This window comes from Microbulbifer maximicatervae (SeqCode) (assembly GCF_052467385.1).
The window spans coordinates 665,629-684,727 of record NZ_CP174311.1; the positions used below are offsets into that span (position 1 = coordinate 665,629).

Here is a 19,099-nt window from a genome sequence, read left to right on the forward strand (position 1 = left end):
GATCGTTGTGAGTAAGAGACGAGTTGCCATTATTGGCTGTGGGCAGTTGGCACAGATGATGGCTCAAGAGGGGCAGCCCCTCGGAGTGGAGTTCAGTTTCCTGGCTGAGACCGGTGAAAATACCGACTGTGTGAAGGGACTGGGGACTATCGTGGAGATGGAACCGGGACAGGACCCTGAGGCCTTGTATCAGGCATTGGGACGCCCGGAAGTGATCACCAGTGAGAGAGAGCAAGTGAGTGTGGACTTGCTGCGCTCATTTCAGCCCTTCTGTCCGGTATATCCGGACCCGCATATTACAGAGAAGGCCCAGCACCGCTTGCGTGAGAAGCGAGCACTCACAGACGCTGGACTGCCTGTTGCACCTTTCGCAGCAGCACAGGGTGAAAAAGAGCTGCGGGAAGCGGTCGACCAACTGGGATATCCGGCGTTTATTAAGAGCTGTGAAAATGGCTACGACGGCAAGAACCAATGGTGTGTGAAGAGTGCTGCAGACTTGGATGCTGCCATTCCCCAAGCTGGTGATCAGGAGTGTGTGGTTGAGGCTGGGGTGAATTTCGCCTGTGAAGTCTCCATTATCGGTGCTCGTTCGGCATCCGGTGAAATCAAAGCTTATCCGCTGACGGAAAACCGCCACCGCAACGGCACCTTACTGCTGTCCACCGCTCCCTACGACAACCCGGAGCTGCTCAAGGCCGCAGAGGGTTACCTGGCGACCCTGCTGAAGGACTGGGACTATGTGGGTGTATTGGCCGTTGAGTGTTTTGTCAGTGAGAGCGGCCTGATTGTCAACGAAGTGGCACCGCGAGTTCACAACAGCGGTCATTGGACCTTTGTCGGCCCTGAGGCCAGCCAATTTGCCAATCATATCCGCGCGATACTGGATATGCCCCTGGGCGATACTGCCTGCCCGGTGCCGGTTGCGATGGTCAATATGTTGGGGGTTGATGTAGCTCCGAAGCAGGATAACGATGGTGTTTGGCTGTACGGCAAAGCACTTCGCCCTGGGCGCAAAATGGGTCATGTCATTTTACAGGACCCGGATATGGAGCACCTGCGTCAGCGCAGCGAAAGTATGATTGAAGAACTTTACGGCGAAAAGATTTAGTGCTTACTGAATATTGCGCATCGGGTTCTTGAACTTGAGTTTGTAGCCGGTACCCCGCCACATGGGAGTGCCGGCTCGATAAGCCGCCCGGGCAATCATATGGACACCAATTGGCACTGTAAGTAATAAGAATAAAATAGCGGCTATGGCCCTGGCTGTTACCTGAGCGTCGCTAAAAAGAATTGCTACGCCCGCCAGCAATAATCCGCAACACACCGTAGCCCCTTTTCCCGATGTACTCATTCGAGTGTAAAAGTCCGGCATTCGCAGCAAGCCCAAAGCGGCGCTGAACCCAAAAAAACTGCCCACCAGAATTATCAAAGCGATAAAAATTTCATCAAATGTCATCATGATCCCTATGGCTGTGGGTGACTGTGCGCGAGCCGCTTTTTTCAATAAAACGGGCAAAGGCCACACTCACTAAAAATGCGACCAGGGCCAGGGCGATGGCAGCGTCCAGATACACGGGTTGTCCCGAGGCGATTGCCAGTAGTGCACAGTAGGCTACCGCCAAAATATTGAGAACATCCAGGGCGACAACCCTGTCTGCTAAGGTGGGGCCCAAAGCGATACGCAGGAAGCACATCACCAGGGCGAGTAACAATAGAAAGGAAGCAATATTGATTGCTACTGTGACCAGTGGCGAATGAATATCGATAATTGTGAGAAACATCAGGAAACAGCCTCCTTAACCCGTTTCTCAAATCCCTCCCTAATCTCCTCGCGAAAGGTTTCTGGATCACTGACAAACATAGTATGTACGATTAAGGCATCATTGTTGGGGGTGACATCCAATACCATCGTACCCGGTGTCAGCGAAATTAAGTTAGTGAGAATAAAAATCTGGTTTCTATCGAGCCTCTCCATGGGTAGTCGTACTACCAGCGGCCGGCTTTGCAAGCGGGGCGAAAAAACTTCGTAGGCGGCACGCAGGCTGGATAAAACAAGCTCCTCGATAAAGAAAAAGAATAAATGAGCCAAACGGGGCAAGCGGGTAAAGTAAGTCTGTGCCCCGGGTAATATAGGTGAGACTCGAAGTGCCAGAAATCCGATCAGAAAACCAAAGAAAAAATTTGCCATGGAAGCATTGCCGGTCAGGGCCGACCAACTGATCGCGAGCAATAAATTTAATAGAAAAATACGCATTTCTATTTATCCATTCCAAAGTTAATGAGTGGTACCTGGTAACACGGCATTCAGGTAATCATCAGGCTCCAATAACTCTCCGGCAGCCCCCAGGGAGTATTCGATAAAAGGCTCGGGAACCAATCCCAAAGCCAAAGTGATTAATGCCAATAACGCGACTGGCAACAGTCGCTGGAAGCGCTCTGCGCCGCTGAGGCTATATAAATTTTTGCAGTGCTCCTGGGGGTGTGGCTTCCAGAATGCCTCTGCCCATATTTTACTCATTGAAAACAGGGTGAGCGCCCCGGTAATCAGTGCGACGGCAGCGACGATATAGGCGGCCTGATCGAGGCTTGCTTTGACTAATAGCAATTTTGCCCAGAACCCAGATAATGGTGGGAACCCCGCCAAGCTAAATGCGGCGATAAAAAAGAAAGTAGAGAGAAGTGGGCTGGCGCGATATAAACCACCAATTTCATTGAGCTCATAACTGCCAGTAAGGCGCTGGGCAGTACCGCTAATCAGGAATAAATTTGTCTTTGCCACAATATTGTGAACCATGTAGAACACAGATCCGGCCAATGCTAAAGGACTGTTCAGTGCTAATCCCAATACCAGGAATCCAATCTGGCTGATGATATGGAATGCGAGTATTTTGCGGAATTCGTACTGTGCTGCTGCGCCCAAAACACCCGTCAGCATGGTGAGTAATGCAGCTCCCAATAAAATATCCCGGGTGAATTCCAAATCATTGGGAAATATTAAAGTAAAGGTGCGAATTAGCGCATAGACGCCGACTTTGGTCAGAAGACCGGCAAATACAGCGGTTACAGCGACCGGTGGAACATGGTATGAAGCGGGCAACCAGAAAAAGAGTGGAAATATTGCCGCCTTAATTCCAAAAGCGCAGATAAAAATAACTGCCAATGTTGAAATCGCGACGGGATTTTGTACCTCGGCCAAAGAAATATGCAGCTGCGCCATATTAAGGGTGCCGGTGAGTCCATAAAGCAACCCGATAGAGGTCAGCATCAACAGCGTGGATACAAGGTTTAATGCTACATACTTGATGCCACCGTCCAGCTGTATTTTTTCACCCCCCAGTACCAGTAGCGCGAAAGAGGCAATCAGCATCACCTCAAACCACACATACAAATTAAATAAGTCACCGGTGATAAAGCTACCGCTAACACCGGCCAATAACAGTTGAAAGAAACTGTGAAACCCAAGTTTTACCCGTTTCTCACTGATATCTGAAATGGCAAATAGAGAGACACATAAACCCACGATGGCACTGATCAACAGCATTACCGCGCTGAGCCGATCGGCGATCAATGTGATTCCGAAGGGAGCCTGCCAGTCTCCCATTTGCCCAGCCTGAGGGCCGTGGCTTTCTACCAGGACAAGGATATAAAGGTTAATGCAAAGGGCGGTAAGACATCCCAATATCGAAATACCAGAGCAAAGGTATCTACGGCCTCGAGCGGGAAATGTGATTAACGCCGTGGCGATAGGGATTAGGAATGGCAGGGCCAATAACCAACTCAAGTGGTCTTCTTCCTCTTGGGTTTCACAGGCTCGGCAATACGCATGCTATCCACATCTAATGTACCCAGCTCACGGTAAGCCTGGGCGATCAGAGCTAGGGCAAAGGCCAGCAGGCCAAAGCCAATTACGATCGCAGTTAGGATCAGGGCCTGGGGTAGGGGGTTGGCAACGATAATTTGTGGGGCTTCCTGGCCCTCGGGTACCAGGGGTGGTGAGGCGCGAGTCAACCGCCCGGCGATAAAAATTGCCAGGTTGGCGGCATTGCTAATTAGTACCAAGCCAAATAGATAGTGCAACAGGTGGCGGGCAAGCATCAAATATACGCCGGTAGCAATCAGAATACCGACGACAACGGCGAGGGGAGACTCCATATCAACTGGCCTCTTCCAAGGCAAAAATGAGTGTGAGAACGGCTCCGAGTACCGTCAGATAGACCCCAATATCAAAAAATAAAAGATTGCTGATAATGATTCCGCCATTTTCTTTGCTACCTACAATGGCAAACCACTGTCCAGAAAAGGGGCCGTCTCCCCAAAATAGAGCCATCAATCCAGATAACCCGGCGATGACAACTCCCCAGGCAGCGAGGGTCCCTGGAGGTATGCGCAGAGCACTTTGTGCCGCCTCCATACCCCAAGCCATGGCAAATAAGGCAAAAGCAGAAGCGGCAATTAATCCAGCAATAAATCCGCCTCCGGGATAATTGTGTCCACGCAACAGCATATAAATGGAGAAGACCAAGATCAGGGCTACCAACACACGGGTCGCTGTCTGTAGGATAATAGAATTCACTGCTTGCCCCGTCTTAAATGATGACCGAGTAAGGTCACCGCAGCGACAGCCGCGGTAAACACCACAATAATCTCCCCGAAAGTATCCAGGGCCCGGAAGTCCACCAGAATGACATTGACGATATTGCGCCCATGAGCCTCGGGTACAGCAGCTTCCTTGTAAAATTCACTCACTGGGCTCTCGAATGGGGTTTGCAGAACCACCAGAATGCTAATGGTAAACAAAAGGCCAACTGTGGCACCGAGCAATGCATCCCTGGGACGAAAGCCTTCCTTCTTGCCGGGAGTAAATACGGGCAGGCGTGGAAGAATCGCAGCAATTAATACCAAGTAGAGTGTTTCCACCAGAATCTGTGTAATGGCCACATCCGGTGCACCAAAGAAGAGATAAATTAGAGCGATACCCACACCGAGAGCGCCGAGAGCGCAAATGGCAGTCAGAGGTTTACGCGCAAAACCCGCAGTAAACGTACCTCCTACCGTCAGCAGTATGGCTGCCCACTCTTTTAAATTAAGTCGTGGCGCAGTGTATTCCAGTGAGAAGTGGCCGGTATGAACAAAGGCATAAAAAAGGGCCATCGAGAGCGTAACAAAAATGACTGTGAGATAACGACGCATAATTCCATTTTGCAATATGCGTGTTTGCAGTGCGGCAAAAGCTTTTAATAGTTCTAAGGATTTATCCCACAGTAGATCGGCGCTAGTTGGCGCATGGGTAAAGTCCCAGTTTAACCAAGCTCGCATACGTTTGAGATTGACATACATAATCACCCCGAGCACAAAAGTAAGAATGCTCATCAGGAGAGGAATGTTAATACCGTGCCAGAGTTTCAGGTCGATGGTTTCCGGAAGGCCAAGTATTGCTGTCAGTGCCGGTTCCACCAGTCCGCCACCGACTAAGTCCGGGGCCAAACCAAATGTGAGGCCGAAGGCGCTTAAAACCAGTGGGCTTATCCACAAACCAGGAGGTGCCCAGCGAATACGACTGGCATCTTTGGGGGGAGGGCCAAAGAAAGGTTTGATGGCCACCATGCCGGCTACTGTCACCGTTACCGCATTGGCAAAAATTGCTGCTGTGCCCACCAGTGCGGGCTCTGAAGCTACCGCCAACGCACCTTCATATTTTAGTTCTTTACCAATAAACCCAAGGAACGGCGGGAATCCGGCCATGGATAGGGCTGAAGCCAGTGCAGCTATAAAAGCAAAGGGCAATAATTTTGCCAGACCGTGCAGCCTGGTTAAATCCCGGGTACCTGTCTGCCGATCGATAATGCCCACCACCATAAACAGTGCGGCTTTATAAAAAGAGTGAACCAGCAAGAAAGTAATTGCAGCGGCGACGGCAGCTGAAGCATCAGAACCCAGAAACATGGTGATAGTGCCGAGGGCAATAACGGTGGTATAAGCGAGGGCCAGTTTCAGGTCTGTTTGACGCAGGGCGGCCAATGCCGCTACTGCGGCAGTGGCAATACCGGTGCAGGTTAAAATCCACTCCCAGTATTCAGTGTGAGCCAGTACCGGATGTAGGCGCGCAAGAAGGTAAATACCGGCTTTGACCATAGTGGCGGAATGTAGATATGCGCTCACCGGTGTTGGCGCCGCCATGGCATTGGGCAACCAAAAATGGAAGGGCAGCTGTGCCGACTTTGAGAATGCTCCGATAAGTACCAGTATCAAGATAGGAAGATACAGTGAACTGGATTTAATCTGTTCCCCTTTAATTAACAATTCTTCAAGATCATAGCTATCGATAATCTCTCCCATTAATAGGAAAGCAGTTAGTAAGCAAAGTCCCCCTAAGGCAGTTACCAGTAAGGCTTGCAAAGCTGAGCGTCGTGCAACAGCACTGGAGTGGTTAAAGCCAATCAGGAGGTAGCTTGCGACTGTCGTCACTTCCCAAAACACAAATAAAGTAATGAGATCGGATGCCAATACCAACCCCAGCATTCCGACCATAAAGAGATAGAGATAGAGAAAGAAGCGCCGCAATAGTGGATTGCCGCGTAAATACTCAGCGGCGTAAATGGTGATAAAAAAGCCGATACCGCTGATTAATAAGGCAAATAAAAAGCTGAGGCCATCGATATAGAAGCGTAGGGATACGCCCAGTTCTGGAACCCAGCTAATGCCAAAAGAAAACTCTCTACCAGCGGAAATATCGGGCAGATGAAAAAGCAATGACAAGGCGATAATGGCCGGAGGAATCGGAGAAAGCAGGGAGATCCATCTTCCCGGCGTTTTTTTATCGCCATTGCGACTTTCCATGTCGCCTTCTGATCCCATTATTTTATCCCTGGTGACTCGATGCCTGTATACAGCAGTGATTCATTGCCAAGTTAATAGTTTAGGTGTAAACCAGAGATTGTCGCTTTTAGGGTGAGTAGTCTTGTGCTTGTGAATATGAACATGCCGGTTAGATAGAGTTTAATGCCTATTACGAGAAACGGTATCTTAGAGCAGGTTTACAGCCCAAAAAGAATTAGTCTGTTGATAGATCACCTATTATCGAGGCAAGTCGAACCATAGTGCGATAAGATCATTTTCTGAAGCGGTTAATTCTATTTTTTCCCGATAAACTCCCAAGCCATCTCCCGCCACTAGCAGGTGGCTGCCATTGAGTTCGGCATTACCAGTGATGATATGCAGATACCCTGGTCGCTTTAGAGTATCCAATTTTAAACGTTCACCAGCGCGTAATTGGAGACGAAATAAGCTGGCATTCTGATGAATAGTTAGTGAATTATCGCGTCCATTGGGCGTTACCAATGGAGTTAATGCCCCAGTTTGAGTGATTGCCTTTTGTTCATAGATGGGCTGAATATTTTTCCGGTTAGGTTGAATCCAGATTTGTAGGAATTTAAGGTTTTTAGTCTTTGAGTGGTTATATTCTGAATGAGTAATACCTTTACCCGCACTCATTCTTTGAATTTCGCCAGCGGGAACGACAAAGTGATTACCTTCACTATCCCGATGCTCGATAGCACCTTCCAAAATATAGGAAATAATTTCCATATCCCGATGTCCATGGGCGTCAAACCCGGATCCTGCTTTTACTGTGTCATCGTTGATAACGCGCAGTGCAGAAAAACCCATGTGTTTTGGGTCGTAATAGTGTCCGAATGAAAAGGTATGTTTGCTGTCCAGCCAGCCAAAGCGGGCTTGACCGCGTTCATGTGATGGTCTGAAGTAATACATAGCAAGCCCCTATTAGTGCAGTAAGTAGAATGTTAGGGCTATGATAGTCTTCTGCGATATAAAGGAATATTGGATAAAAAGAAGCTTATTATTCGTATCAATAGAATACTCAGCCTTCCTCAGAGGTGGGCATATCTAAAGTAAGTAATCGAAGCTCGCCAATAAACTCCCTCGCCACGGGGCCTAATTTATCCTGGTCTTTAAAGTTCAGGTAAAAACTGCTGGAGCGCACTCCGCCATTTTTCAAGGGGAGTCGATTTAGAGTGCCATTCTCGAGTAGCTTTGAGACCATTGGCAGTGGCAGCCAGGCGAACCCCAGCCCCTGTACAATTAAATCCACGGATGCCCGTAAACTGCCCACTTTCCAGCGTTGCTCTGCCCCCAGCCAGCCGGAATCCCTATTGGTCTGTAGTGCGGAGTCCCGCACAATAATCTGGCGATAGGACTTCAAGTCTTCATAGCTCAGCTCGTATCCCAGCTGATGCAGTGGATGGTTCTTATGGGCTACAGCCACAAATTCGATGCGACAAATCTCATCGTTGAGGGCATTCTTCATGCGGAAGGCGGAAAGTCCCAGATCTACCAGCCCCTCCTGGATCAACTCATTAGTGCCGGATAGTACGGTATCAACGATATCAATATTCACTTGTGGATAAATTGCGGAAACTCTCTCCAGAGCCTGAAAAACGACACTTTGGGGAAAGGCGCCATCTACGGCAATGCGCAGCTCGGATTCCACTCCCCGGTTAAGGGAGCCGGCAACATCCTCAATACGTGAGACTTCATCCAGCAGGTATTGGCCCCGGCGTAGCATTAAATTACCGGCTTCAGTAATTACTACTTTTCTACCCGAGACTTCAAACAATTTCACGCCGAGAGCAGCTTCCAGATTGCTAACTGCATTGTGAATACTGGACTGGCTTTTGTGAACGTGGGAAGAGGCCTGATTAAAGCCGCCGGCATCTGCGACAGCTTTAAACATTCGCCACTGTTCCAGAGTGGTTTTTTGCATCTGGGTACTCTTTGAAGGCTGCGAAGGGCTGTTCCAAGATTTAAGGAGCCTGGGGCAGCCCTGAATATCCTGACTGGCCCAGGCTGGATAGGCAAGGGTTTTTAGCTGCGGTTGTGAGAGCTGTTGTAATCGATTTCCGGCCCTACAGGTACAACCTGGGTTGGGTTGATCGATGTATGGCTAAAGTAGTAATGACGTTTAATATGGTGGAAATTTACTGTTTCAGCAACTTTCGGCCACTGGTATAGCTCGCGTACATAGTTACGCAGATTAGGAAAGTCCTCCAGTCGCTGGCGGTTGCATTTGAAGTGTCCATGATAGACAGCATCAAAGCGAATAAGGGTAGTGAACAGTCGCCAATCTGCCTCGGTAATTTCTGTTCCGACCAGAAAGCGCTGTTCCCCTAAAATTTTCTCAACCTGGTCTAAAGCAGAGAATAAATTATAGTAAGCACTCTCGTAGGCTTCTTGGGTTGTGGCAAAGCCGCAGCGATAAACTCCGTTGTTTATGTTCTCATAGACCAGTTGATTAATGGTATCTATATCCTGCTGCTTCTCTTCGGGAAAAAAGTCCTGTGTATCGCCGGTAATGGTATTAAACGCGCTGTTGAACATGCGGATAATTTCAGAGGACTCATTGCTAACGATACAGTTTTTTTGTTTATCCCAGAGTACTGGTACCGTCACCCGGCCCGAGTAGTCAGACTTGTTACGAGTGTATACTTGGTGCATAAACTGATAGCTAAACAGAGTGTCCCCGCTGCTACCTTCGTCGACGTTAAAGCTCCATCCCTGATCGAGCATATCGGGGCTTACTACCGAAACATCGATATGCTCTTCCAGTTTCTTCAGCTTGCGGAAAATAAGGGTGCGATGGGCCCAAGGGCAAGCCAGTGAAACATATAGGTGATAGCGGCCGGACTCCGCCTTAAAGCCGCTGTCACCACTGGGACCTGAACTGCCATCAGCAGTTACCCAATTGCGCAGTTGCGCCGCTTCACGCTTGAAGCTCCCACCGGATTTCTCGGTGTCGTACCACTGGTCGTGCCACTGGCCATTGACTAACAGTCCCATTTTCTACTCCACAATCGGTATTTTCTGGTCCAGAGGAATTTATTGCTTGGTGCTTTTGCGGTGATCCAAGCTGAAACGCCCGGCGCCATGGGCTGCCACTACCAAAAAGCCGCCGGCAATCGCCAGGTTTTTGAAGAACATCAAAAACTGCATCTGATCGCCCAGATTGTTATGGAACAAGACAGCAGTAACTAAGCTAAAGCCAGCAAACGCCAAGGCGGTCAGGCGAACCTGGAAGCCAGCGACTAGTGCGAGCGCACCACCTATTTCAAATAGAATAACAAGGGGCAGCAGAAATTCTGGCAGACCGCCATAGGCTAGGTACTGTGCACTGCCTTCATAATTTTGGATCTTGTTCATTCCCGCCAACAGGAAGATCGCCGCCAAGCTGATACGGCCAGCCAAGTCAGCACTTGCGGAAAACAGGGAGCTGCCGTCGATATTGGCGCTTGTGGATAAAGTGGATGTGCTCATGGTATCGCTCCTAAAACTGTGAATTTTGCGCTACTCAGTAGTCGCTGCTGTGAGTAAGAGGCAGTTTACAGAGGATCGATAGAATGAAAATTGGTTAAATTCGACCAAAACATTCGAAAAAATAGAATGGTTGTTGAGCCTATCTTATCATTAGGTGCAATAGGGCCTTAGTTCAGAAATGGTAACCGATGCCCACTGAGTAAACCCAAGGGTCGATATCCACATCGACATTGATGCGGTCGTAGTCGTTATCTTCTGTACGGAAGCGAATTTTGGCCTTGGTATCGATGCTCAAGTACCAGATGGCCGCATTAAACAGCCAGTTACCCTCTCGTCCAAAGGCAATATCTATGCCCACTTCCCCTGCCAGGCCCCAGGAATTGCTCAGGTTCAGGGATGCTCTTGAGTCTGCACCCAGGGCTGTATCGAAGTAGTTTTGTGCCGTGCGGCTGATATCTTCATCGAAGAAATGGGTGTAGTTAATTCCCACACCAATATAAGGCTGTACCCAGGACTCGGTGCATACCGGATACCACTGTAAGCTGAGGGTTGGTGGAAGGTGCTTGATGTCACCCAGGGATACCCGCCCCAGTGGATCACCGGTATCCGGGTCCGGTAAACCGCGAACATCAAGATCGTGTCGGAAAGGTACAGCTGCCAGTAATTCCAGCCCCCAATGGTTTGCAAATAACCAGGTACCAGTGATGCTAGCGGAGTAGCCTGTATCCACGTAGACCCGGGTGTAGTCCAAGGGGGTGCCATTTAGGCGGAGTCTGCCAGAGTCGTCGTTTGGATCGACCGCAGCAGCGCCAACGCGAACGATAAAATCTCCCTTTTGATAGTCCGCCACGGAATGGCCGTTGAGCAATAGTGCCATGCAAAAAACTATTGTCAGATTGATTCCTTTCATGTCCAACTTTCCAGAGATTCGATGGAATATAAGTAGGAGAACTGATAGGGGTAGGAGAACCCTAATCTACTGCCAGATTATTAGTGTAGATGTCTTGGGGGACTGGGCATGTAGATAACAAAAGCGGTGGCGCAGTATTTTATTGATATAACTCTAAAGATCTATTCTGGGAAAAACTTCCTATTTCGTTAGGAAAATATTTCAGAAGAAGAGTAATCATCGAATCGGTTAATCTGTTGGATGAAATTGCCCTGTATTATTGAATGTTTTTAGGTTGAAATCTCATCAGAGACCATTGATCAGTGTAATTTTCCTATTGCGTATTAAACACCATCAATGATCATATAAAACGGGATATCAGAGATTTAATAATATGCTTAAGATAATACAGGGAATAATGCAACTCACAGGGCGACTATCCCCCAAATTATCAGCAAATATAGCGATGTATATAGCCTCCCGGCCCAGGCGCTATCCAGATTCGGAACGCGAGAAAGCGCAGTTAGCCCAAGCCAGGAAGATTACCTACCGGGGTGCTTTAGGTACAGAAAATACGGCCTGGTCCTGGGGTGAGGGCCCGGTAGTGATTCTTTGCCACGGCTGGGAGGCCAAAGCCGCAAAAATGGCCACTATGGCGATGGCAATTGCCGAGCAAGGCTTCCAAGCGGTGGCCATAGATGCTACTGCTCATGGTCACTCCGAGGGAAAGGTTTGTAATTTCGATATTATGGCGAAAGATATTTATTCTCTGGCCAGTCAGTTTTCGGAAATATTTGCCGTCGTCGGCCACTCGATGGGTGGAATGATGACAATGAGAGCACGGGAATTTGGGCTTAAAGCTCAATGTTATGCTGTACTCGGCTCACCGAGTGCACCTCTGCCGATTCTTGAAATTATGACAAATTTGTTGAAGGTAAGCTCTGAAACTACAGAGATATGCCAAGACAAGATTGCCGACCAGATAGGATACTCTTGGCAGGAATTGTTACAGTGTAAAATGTATACCCCGGAAGAGACTCCGCTTCTGATGATTTACGATACTGAAGATGATGAAGTGCCGATCTTTCACGGAGAGAGAATTCACAAAACCTGGCCAGCAGCGGAGATGATCAAAATTAGTGGTGTGGGACACCGGAAAATAGTCTGGGATACCTCGGTAGTAGAGTCTGTGACGGATTTTTTGGACTACGAGAAGAGTAAAGAAAGCACAAAAGAAGCTGGTTTAGCCAAACTTGTAAGCTAGCGAATTTACTGTAAATTAGTAGGCATAGCGGAATTAGGTTGCCCTAATTCCGCTTGAATATTTTTTTCAAAGCTGCTGTAGGCTACCCTATTGTGAGGGCTGGTTATAAATAAGCTTATGGAAGCCGACAATAAAACCGAAATTATATGACTGATGGGGTTCTATCTACGACATACCTTGCCACTCATTTTTTTATCGCGTAAATCAGCCCTCAAACAATGATAACCATTGCTCTGAATCCATAGTTATATCTTTCCCATCTTTACTGTAAATCGCATCAGCCAGGGCTTGCTTGTGCGCCTGCATATCGACTATTTTTTCTTCTACGGTATTCTCACAGATAAATTTATATACAAAGACTGGCTTGTCTTGGCCGATTCGGTATGCGCGGTCGGTAGCCTGGTTTTCTACTGCAGGGTTCCACCAGGGATCGTAGTGAATGACCGTATCGGCAGCGGTAAGGTTTAGGCCTACACCGCCGGCTTTTAGGCTAATCAGGAATACAGGAACATCGCCATTCTGGAAAGCGTCAATCGCTTCCTGACGTTTGCGCGTGCGCCCGGTCAGTTTTACATAGGGTATTGCCTGTTCTTCAAGGGCGGTTTCAATCTTGCCCAGCATTTCGGTAAATTGGGAGAATAAAAGTATCTTGCGGCCTTCCTCCACCATCTCCGGGAGCATATCCATCAGCGCTTCCAGCTTGGCCGATTGTTTAACCTTTTTTGCCTTGTCCAGTTTGACCAGTGCGGGGTCGCAGCAGATTTGTCGCAGCTTTAATAGGGCATCCAAGATTTCAATATGAGAGCGATTTAGACCTTTCTTCTTCATCAGGTCCCTAACCCGCTTCTCCATCACTGAACGCACTGTCTCGTAAAGCGCGGCTTGGGCGGTATCGAAAGTCACCCGTTGGATAATTTCTGTTTTTGGGGGAAGTTCTGTGGCTACTTCCTGTTTAGTGCGGCGTAAAATAAATGGTGAGATCCTCTGGTTCAGAACTTCCTGCTTGTACTCATTAGTCTGCTTCTCAATGGGGTTCCGATAAAGGCTATTGAACCTTTTCTGGCTGTGTAGAAAACCGGGCATCAGGTAGTCAAACAGTGCCCACAACTCGCCCAAGTGGTTTTCAAGTGGTGTACCTGTCATGCACATTTTGTGCTTTGCACTTAGGGTACGGAGTAATTGTGCCGCTTTCGATTTGGGGTTTTTTATAACCTGAGCTTCATCAAGGATCAATAAATGAAAGTCATGTTCTTTTAATATTTCGCTATCCCGCACAATAAGGGGGTAGGTGGTTATAACCAGATCTGATTCGGGAATTAGGGGGAAATCCTCATGCCGGTTACTGCCGTGAAGTAGTAGTGGCTTTAAGGTTGGGGCAAAGCGATGGGCCTCGTTAAGCCAGTTACCTACCAAGCTGGTGGGTACAACCACCAGGGCAGGCTTGGCCAGGCGCCGGCTCTCTTTCTCTTTGAGGATATGGGCCAGTCCCTGCAAAGTTTTTCCCAGGCCCATGTCATCGGCCAGGATGCCATTCATATTGAGTTTACGCAGGTATTGCAGCCACTCAAAACCCGTTTGTTGATAGGGGCGTAATTGTGCCTTTAGGGCCCTGGGTGGTTTTACGCTTTGCGGGCCTTTTTGCAGGTTTTTAGCCAGCGATTTTAAGTCTTTATTGCCCTGCCAGGCTGAAGTTGCATTAGGCAGTTCCGGAACAGCAAACCTGGGCACTTTGAGGCTTTGGGACTCGCTGTCATACCACTCCTCTAAAACTGCGAATAAGTTGTGAAATAGTGCACTGGGTAGACGGATATACTGGTCTGAGCCGAGGGGAACCAATATGTCTTCTTCGTCTGTAGCCACATACCCCGATTCCAAATATTGCAATAATAATGGTGCTAAATGAATAGACTGCCCTTCAATATCTACAGTTGCACTAAGGGAAAACCAGTCGTTGGAAGATTGCTCTGTTTGCCATTCCCAATCTTCAATCTCGTGTACTTTTAAAGAAAAGTTATCCTCGAATTCAACTATCCAGCCAGATTCCTCAAGTCTTGGGATACCCTCATTGAGGAATTCATGCCAGCGCTCAATAGGAGTTTGGCCTGGCCCACTATCGGAGAAGAATAAAACGGGTTCACCAGTTTCGTCCGCCCCCAAGCTAAATTGCCACTGCAAGAGATCCTTCAGTACGGCGGCTTCATGTTTGAAGTCTCGCTCTACTTTATATAGTTTATCTTTTTGGGGGTAGATATTAGTCTCAGGACGATTCTCTGTAAGAATTTCTTCCGCGCGGATTACTACCGGACCATATTTAATAAGAAAACTTGCTGTATGGAGACTTTCAGCCCCTTCTCGAATAGAAATTGAGTTAAGGGTTAATACCGGCCGTAACAAATCATCTACAGGTATGATGGGCACCGACTTTGGCGTGGGTAATTGTTCACTGCCATATTGTTTATTGAGGAAAGTAATAGCATTGCCTATTTCATCTTTAGAAATGGCGGGCATGGTTGTAAAGTCATTGAGCGCTTCCCCATCCACCGGGCTGATGATGGGACCAATGATGTCTTCCTGTGGTGAATAATAGCAAGGTGGTTCGGTAGGTATGAGCTTCCAATCATCGGGGAGGTCAGGTACATCTAATTGCAACTGTGCACTACTCTTACTTTCCTTCCAACTTAGTTCCAATTTAACTGCCTCTCCCCAATGAATCGGGGTTAGGGAATCGATATCGTTGAAGAAACGTTGACTAGCGAGTAGGTTTCTCAACAGCATTGCTCCTTCTTCTCCTGAAATGCTCTTTTTGAACGAGGACTGGGAAAGCAGTTGTTGGAGGCCGAATATTTTTTGGTCGACTTTTGAAGTGGCGAGGCTACTGTTGATATGGAAGTATTCGCGCTGAGGCGCTCCATAGCCGCCTTTCTTGAGGCGTCGAGCTGAATATACGCTAATTCGGGCATGAGCTGGGGTATATTGATCACTCCAGTCCAAGGTGTATAGCAGGTCGCGATTAGATGATGTGTCCTGCTCGGAGTCACGATATTTTTCTTTTACACCTTGTTGCCAGTTGTCCCAAGTACGACTGACTGATGGTTCCCCTAATGGACGTTTATGCTCAGCAATTACCGCTATTAGCACTGCAGCTACATGTTTACAGTTGTACCCTACTGGACAGGAGCATTCTCCATCAATTTCAAAGGTTCCCGAAATTGGATTTTCAGTTAGCGATATATACTGATGGTAGTGACTAGAGTAGGAGCCTTTCACTTTCCCGGTGATCGTTTTACCATCCTGAGAAATATTGAATCTTTCGACAAAACCATTCCGGAAGTAATTTTTCCCTCTAGACAGGCTATTAGTGGGAAGTTGATTGGAAATACTACTGAAATCGATAGGGTTGTTCATTTTTGGGTTGTGTAATGACTACTGGCTGGCGGTTGAGGTTTGAAGAATATTCTTTGCTCTAATAATACCCTCTTTTAAGGAGCTTAATTCACTAATAGCTAAGGGATTTCTGAATAAATTTATGTCGATAAGGAAAAAAGGCTGCCTATTGAGGCAGCCTTTTATTTGGTAGGAATCTCTGGTATTGATAGGCCGCCCCCAGCATACACAGCCCCACTAACATACAAACGACTATTTTTTGTATTAGTGAGAAGTCCTGCATATCCCAGAGCACAATCTTCAGTGCAGCTATACCATAGATAATTAGTGACAACTTAAGTAACTTCTGGGTTTCGGGCTTTAATGTTTGGAACAATAGTAGGGTTGCATGGACAACGAGAGCGAAAGAAACTGCCGGTAGCCACATGGCATCAAATAGCTGTGCTAATAGAGTTACGTAAACAATAATCGCGGAAACATGCACCAGCCACATATTTGCCATTCGGTGACCAGACCATACGGCTCTCGTAGGCAGGGTTTTGTGGTAAACCAGCAGGACAGCGATGCAAAGAGAGACTAGGTTATAGGCTCCAATCCACTCTGCATTGTGCGATTTCACAATGACAGCTCCGACTTGAATCAGTGTGATTAATTCAAAAATACCCAGTGTCAGCATGTAGAAGGGCGTAAGCTGGTTGCGTACTGGTGCCAGCTTGGGTTGGCTGAAAAAGAGGCTTCCAAAATAGAGCTGGGTGAGTAGTAATGACAGGACAAAGTCATGAGTTAAAGTGTAACTGACAGCTATCAGCACTGCCGCAAAATAGTAGAAAGCCAGCGGGAATACAGGCTTCAGCGCCCAGTGAATAGCATGCTGCCACTCCCTACCTGCGGGATATCGTTTTAAGCCCTGGCCAAGCCATATGAGCCCTATGAAGCTGGCGACTCCCAGTAATAGCCCCTCCATCGCCTTGCCCTGCCAGCCGACAAACTCTTGTAGGAGACAACCGCCGATAGTGATAAGACTTGCAGCAGAAATCAAAATGCGAACTTCTTGTTTTAGATGTTCCATCCGCAGCCATGTGTAGAGGAATAGGGCAATACCACACGAGAACCACATAGCAACAGTGAAGTAGTCACTGGCCTTATACAGTATGGTAGGTAAGGCAATAATGGGCAGTAAAGCGTAAAATAGTTTACGCAGTGCCAATGCCAGCTTCTGCCCTGGTGATTGTATATTCAGCTGGTGATAAAGCTCCGCAAGCAACCAAAGTCCCAGGAAAGCTTCAATACTGGCGATTTTGCCGTAGGGGATTTGATCGTAGAAATGAAGGTTGCCTACAACCGATGCACTGGCTAACAGTGGGACAAACAACAGAAGGTAATGCCAGAGACCGAGCCACTCGCTAAATGCTGAATTCATGCGCTGGCTACGCCAGATCAGGAAAGTCATTGGCAGTGGTGCCAGCAACCACATCCCTTGCGGCCAGATAATACCCACCGATAGCAGGAAGCTCGCAGATAAAAGCAGTCCGAAAGCATTATCTGCGATATAAGTGAAACGTTGTTCTGCGGGAGTGATTTTACCGGTACTACGGCATAATAGCTGGGTGAGCGCAAAGGCCCCAGCACTGAGGGTCAGCCAGTTAGTCCAGCCTGCACTCACCTCTAAGGATAATAGTAGTGGAGCAGGAACCAAGCTCTCAGCCACCCATATGAGAGCTTGCAAGAATAAGGTTACGCCGGCGAGGGCTAGAGCGATATAGCCTTCAGTTCGCACGCTGACAAAACCAAAATGTATTCCAAGGTAAATCAGCAGGAGGCCTTCCAGGCACCACACAATGCCCAAAAATTCAGGGCTGCAAAGTGCCAGAATTGCCAGGCCTGTTAACAAGCCCCCATGGAGTAAAGCTATTGCGAGGATACTGCGGGCTGAGGCACTATTAACATCGTAGCCGAACAGGTGGCGTGAGTAGATGGCGAGCGCGGCCCAGGGTATTAGATTGAGTAACCAAACCACACCTAGTGCATTAGCAGTGGGTGCTAGAGACCAGCTAATATGAATAAATAGCACCAGGTTTGCTACCAGCAAACCGAGGCGCCTCCTATCCATTTCCTTGCCACTAAGCCCACCCAGTATGTAATGGGCAAACCCATAGAAGAAACCATGCAGTATCAGTAACAGGCCCCAGTTTGAGCTAGACTCGCCCAGGTTTGCGACTGAAAACTCGAACATCCCTGCGCTGAGTGCCATGGTGACCACTGCCAGCTGAGGCCATTGAATCAACTTGGACAAACGCAGCATTGCGAGCGCGAGTACCAACAAGTAACTGAGATAAATAACTGCGGATGGATCAAAATGATTGGCCACCAAGGGCATCGTGGCTCCACCCAGCAGAGTCACCATGGAAACAACCCGGGTCTCGAATAGTAGGGCGAGTAAATAAGCAACTCCGGTAGTTACTACAAGCAGCCCCACGCCGATGGGAATCGGAACCAACTGATAGTAAGGCCCAGCAAAGTAACCACATAAGTAAAGCAGTATGACCCCGAGAGCGATCAGTCCTGAGCCGTAATCCGCCATGTTGGGCATGCGCCGCCTGAACATTACTCCACCAGTAGTAGTCGCCGCTGCTACCAGGAAGCCTAAAGTCACTTTACCTACAGGCCCCAAATAGGCATTGAAGGAAAACTGCAACAGGTAAGCAAAGCCAAACACCAGCGCCAGGATGCCGGCAGCGGTCATAAAGAAGACAGGAGCCTTCCCTTGGCTTTGGTAGTGCTGGTAGAAACTCATCAGGGAGCACCATACTCGGCTAATGGGTTCCAGAGCAGGTTCCAATAGACTCGGTAGCTCTTCAGATAGCCATTTGGCCTGTCTACTAGGCTTTCTGGCTATATTAGGAGCAGTGGTGATAGTGCTTACCGGCTGGGTTGGAGTTTCAGGAAGAGGGGGAGTAGCCTGCTCTGTCGACGGGGATCTGGAGGGATGAGTACCCATTAATTGGGATAGCTCATCTTCAGGCTCATCCACTGTCGGGAGCTGACTTGCCAACTGATCCCTAGTATCTTGCTGTATCTGCGCTTCTAGAGCCGATAACCGCTGTTCGAATATCTCAATGCGACGGCGATTGTCCCGCTCCAGCAGGGCTAATTCTGCGCGAAGTGATTGCAGTTCACTTTCCATATATCTTTCACTATTGTTTTTAGTGAGATTATCTCTCGTTACGCTCGGCTAC

Annotated in this window: 16 protein-coding genes; 2 read left to right on the forward strand and 14 right to left on the reverse strand. The window is 48.2% G+C overall.

The window, feature by feature from the left end; genetic code table 11:
* The first annotated feature begins 7 nt into the window (after positions 1-7).
* Positions 8-1,108 carry a 5-(carboxyamino)imidazole ribonucleotide synthase gene (locus ACJJIR_RS02885; protein ID WP_444896095.1) on the forward strand — a complete coding sequence of 367 codons (1,101 nt, stop codon included), beginning with the start codon at positions 8-10 and terminating at the stop codon, positions 1,106-1,108.
* 3 nt (positions 1,109-1,111) lie between these two features.
* On the opposite strand, the gene mnhG is transcribed toward ACJJIR_RS02885, so the two are convergent.
* From mnhG to ACJJIR_RS02945, 12 genes are all read right to left on the reverse strand, one after another.
* Entirely contained in the window at positions 1,112-1,459 is a 348-nt protein-coding gene (gene mnhG / locus ACJJIR_RS02890; protein ID WP_444896096.1) for a monovalent cation/H(+) antiporter subunit G, read from the reverse strand.
* Positions 1,446-1,781 carry a cation:proton antiporter gene (locus tag ACJJIR_RS02895; protein ID WP_413663318.1) on the reverse strand — a complete coding sequence of 112 codons (336 nt, stop codon included), beginning with the start codon at positions 1,779-1,781 and terminating at the stop codon, positions 1,446-1,448. The genes mnhG and ACJJIR_RS02895 overlap by 14 nt, the downstream gene beginning before the upstream one ends.
* On the reverse strand, positions 1,781-2,254 hold the full coding sequence (locus tag ACJJIR_RS02900) for a Na+/H+ antiporter subunit E (RefSeq protein ID WP_413663317.1): 474 nt from the start codon (positions 2,252-2,254) through the stop codon (positions 1,781-1,783). Before ACJJIR_RS02900 ends, ACJJIR_RS02895 begins: the two co-directional genes overlap by 1 nt.
* Positions 2,255-2,275: 21 nt before the next feature.
* A complete protein-coding gene (locus ACJJIR_RS02905) occupies positions 2,276-3,781 on the reverse strand; it encodes a Na+/H+ antiporter subunit D (protein ID WP_444907268.1) in 1,506 nt (501 codons plus the stop codon).
* Positions 3,778-4,152, reverse strand: a complete 375-nt coding sequence (locus ACJJIR_RS02910) for a Na+/H+ antiporter subunit C (RefSeq protein ID WP_444907269.1) — start codon at positions 4,150-4,152, stop codon at positions 3,778-3,780. The genes ACJJIR_RS02905 and ACJJIR_RS02910 overlap by 4 nt, the downstream gene beginning before the upstream one ends.
* Position 4,153: 1 nt before the next feature.
* Complete coding sequence (locus ACJJIR_RS02915; RefSeq protein WP_413663314.1) at positions 4,154-4,573, reverse strand: Na+/H+ antiporter subunit B; 420 nt, start codon at positions 4,571-4,573, stop codon at positions 4,154-4,156.
* Positions 4,570-6,855, reverse strand: a complete 2,286-nt coding sequence (gene mbhE, locus ACJJIR_RS02920; protein WP_444907270.1) for a hydrogen gas-evolving membrane-bound hydrogenase subunit E — start codon at positions 6,853-6,855, stop codon at positions 4,570-4,572. The genes ACJJIR_RS02915 and mbhE overlap by 4 nt, the downstream gene beginning before the upstream one ends.
* Positions 6,856-7,074: 219 nt before the next feature.
* On the reverse strand, positions 7,075-7,767 hold the full coding sequence (locus ACJJIR_RS02925) for a pirin family protein (protein ID WP_444907271.1): 693 nt from the start codon (positions 7,765-7,767) through the stop codon (positions 7,075-7,077).
* Between the two features lie 109 nt (positions 7,768-7,876).
* Positions 7,877-8,779: a LysR family transcriptional regulator gene (locus tag ACJJIR_RS02930; protein WP_444907272.1), complete on the reverse strand. Its 903-nt coding sequence runs from the start codon at positions 8,777-8,779 to the stop codon at positions 7,877-7,879.
* A 101-nt stretch (positions 8,780-8,880) separates the two neighbouring features.
* A complete protein-coding gene (locus tag ACJJIR_RS02935) occupies positions 8,881-9,852 on the reverse strand; it encodes a glutathione S-transferase family protein (RefSeq protein WP_444907273.1) in 972 nt (323 codons plus the stop codon).
* 39 nt (positions 9,853-9,891) lie between these two features.
* On the reverse strand, positions 9,892-10,326 hold the full coding sequence (locus tag ACJJIR_RS02940) for a DoxX family protein (protein ID WP_444907274.1): 435 nt from the start codon (positions 10,324-10,326) through the stop codon (positions 9,892-9,894).
* Positions 10,327-10,498: 172 nt separating this feature from the next.
* Positions 10,499-11,236 carry an OmpW/AlkL family protein gene (locus tag ACJJIR_RS02945; RefSeq protein WP_444907275.1) on the reverse strand — a complete coding sequence of 246 codons (738 nt, stop codon included), beginning with the start codon at positions 11,234-11,236 and terminating at the stop codon, positions 10,499-10,501.
* A 373-nt stretch (positions 11,237-11,609) separates the two neighbouring features.
* Here ACJJIR_RS02945 and ACJJIR_RS02950 point away from each other — a divergent pair, with 373 nt between their 5' ends.
* Positions 11,610-12,479, forward strand: coding sequence for an alpha/beta fold hydrolase (locus tag ACJJIR_RS02950; protein ID WP_444907276.1), 870 nt, complete (start codon positions 11,610-11,612; stop codon positions 12,477-12,479).
* 204 nt (positions 12,480-12,683) lie between these two features.
* Here ACJJIR_RS02950 and ACJJIR_RS02955 read toward each other — a convergent pair whose 3' ends face one another.
* Both ACJJIR_RS02955 and ACJJIR_RS02960 read right to left on the reverse strand, forming a co-directional pair.
* Positions 12,684-15,884 carry a DEAD/DEAH box helicase gene (locus ACJJIR_RS02955; protein WP_444907277.1) on the reverse strand — a complete coding sequence of 1,067 codons (3,201 nt, stop codon included), beginning with the start codon at positions 15,882-15,884 and terminating at the stop codon, positions 12,684-12,686.
* A gap of 145 nt (positions 15,885-16,029) precedes the next feature.
* A complete protein-coding gene (locus ACJJIR_RS02960) occupies positions 16,030-19,047 on the reverse strand; it encodes a DUF2339 domain-containing protein (RefSeq protein WP_444907278.1) in 3,018 nt (1,005 codons plus the stop codon).
* Positions 19,048-19,099 lie beyond the last annotated feature (52 nt).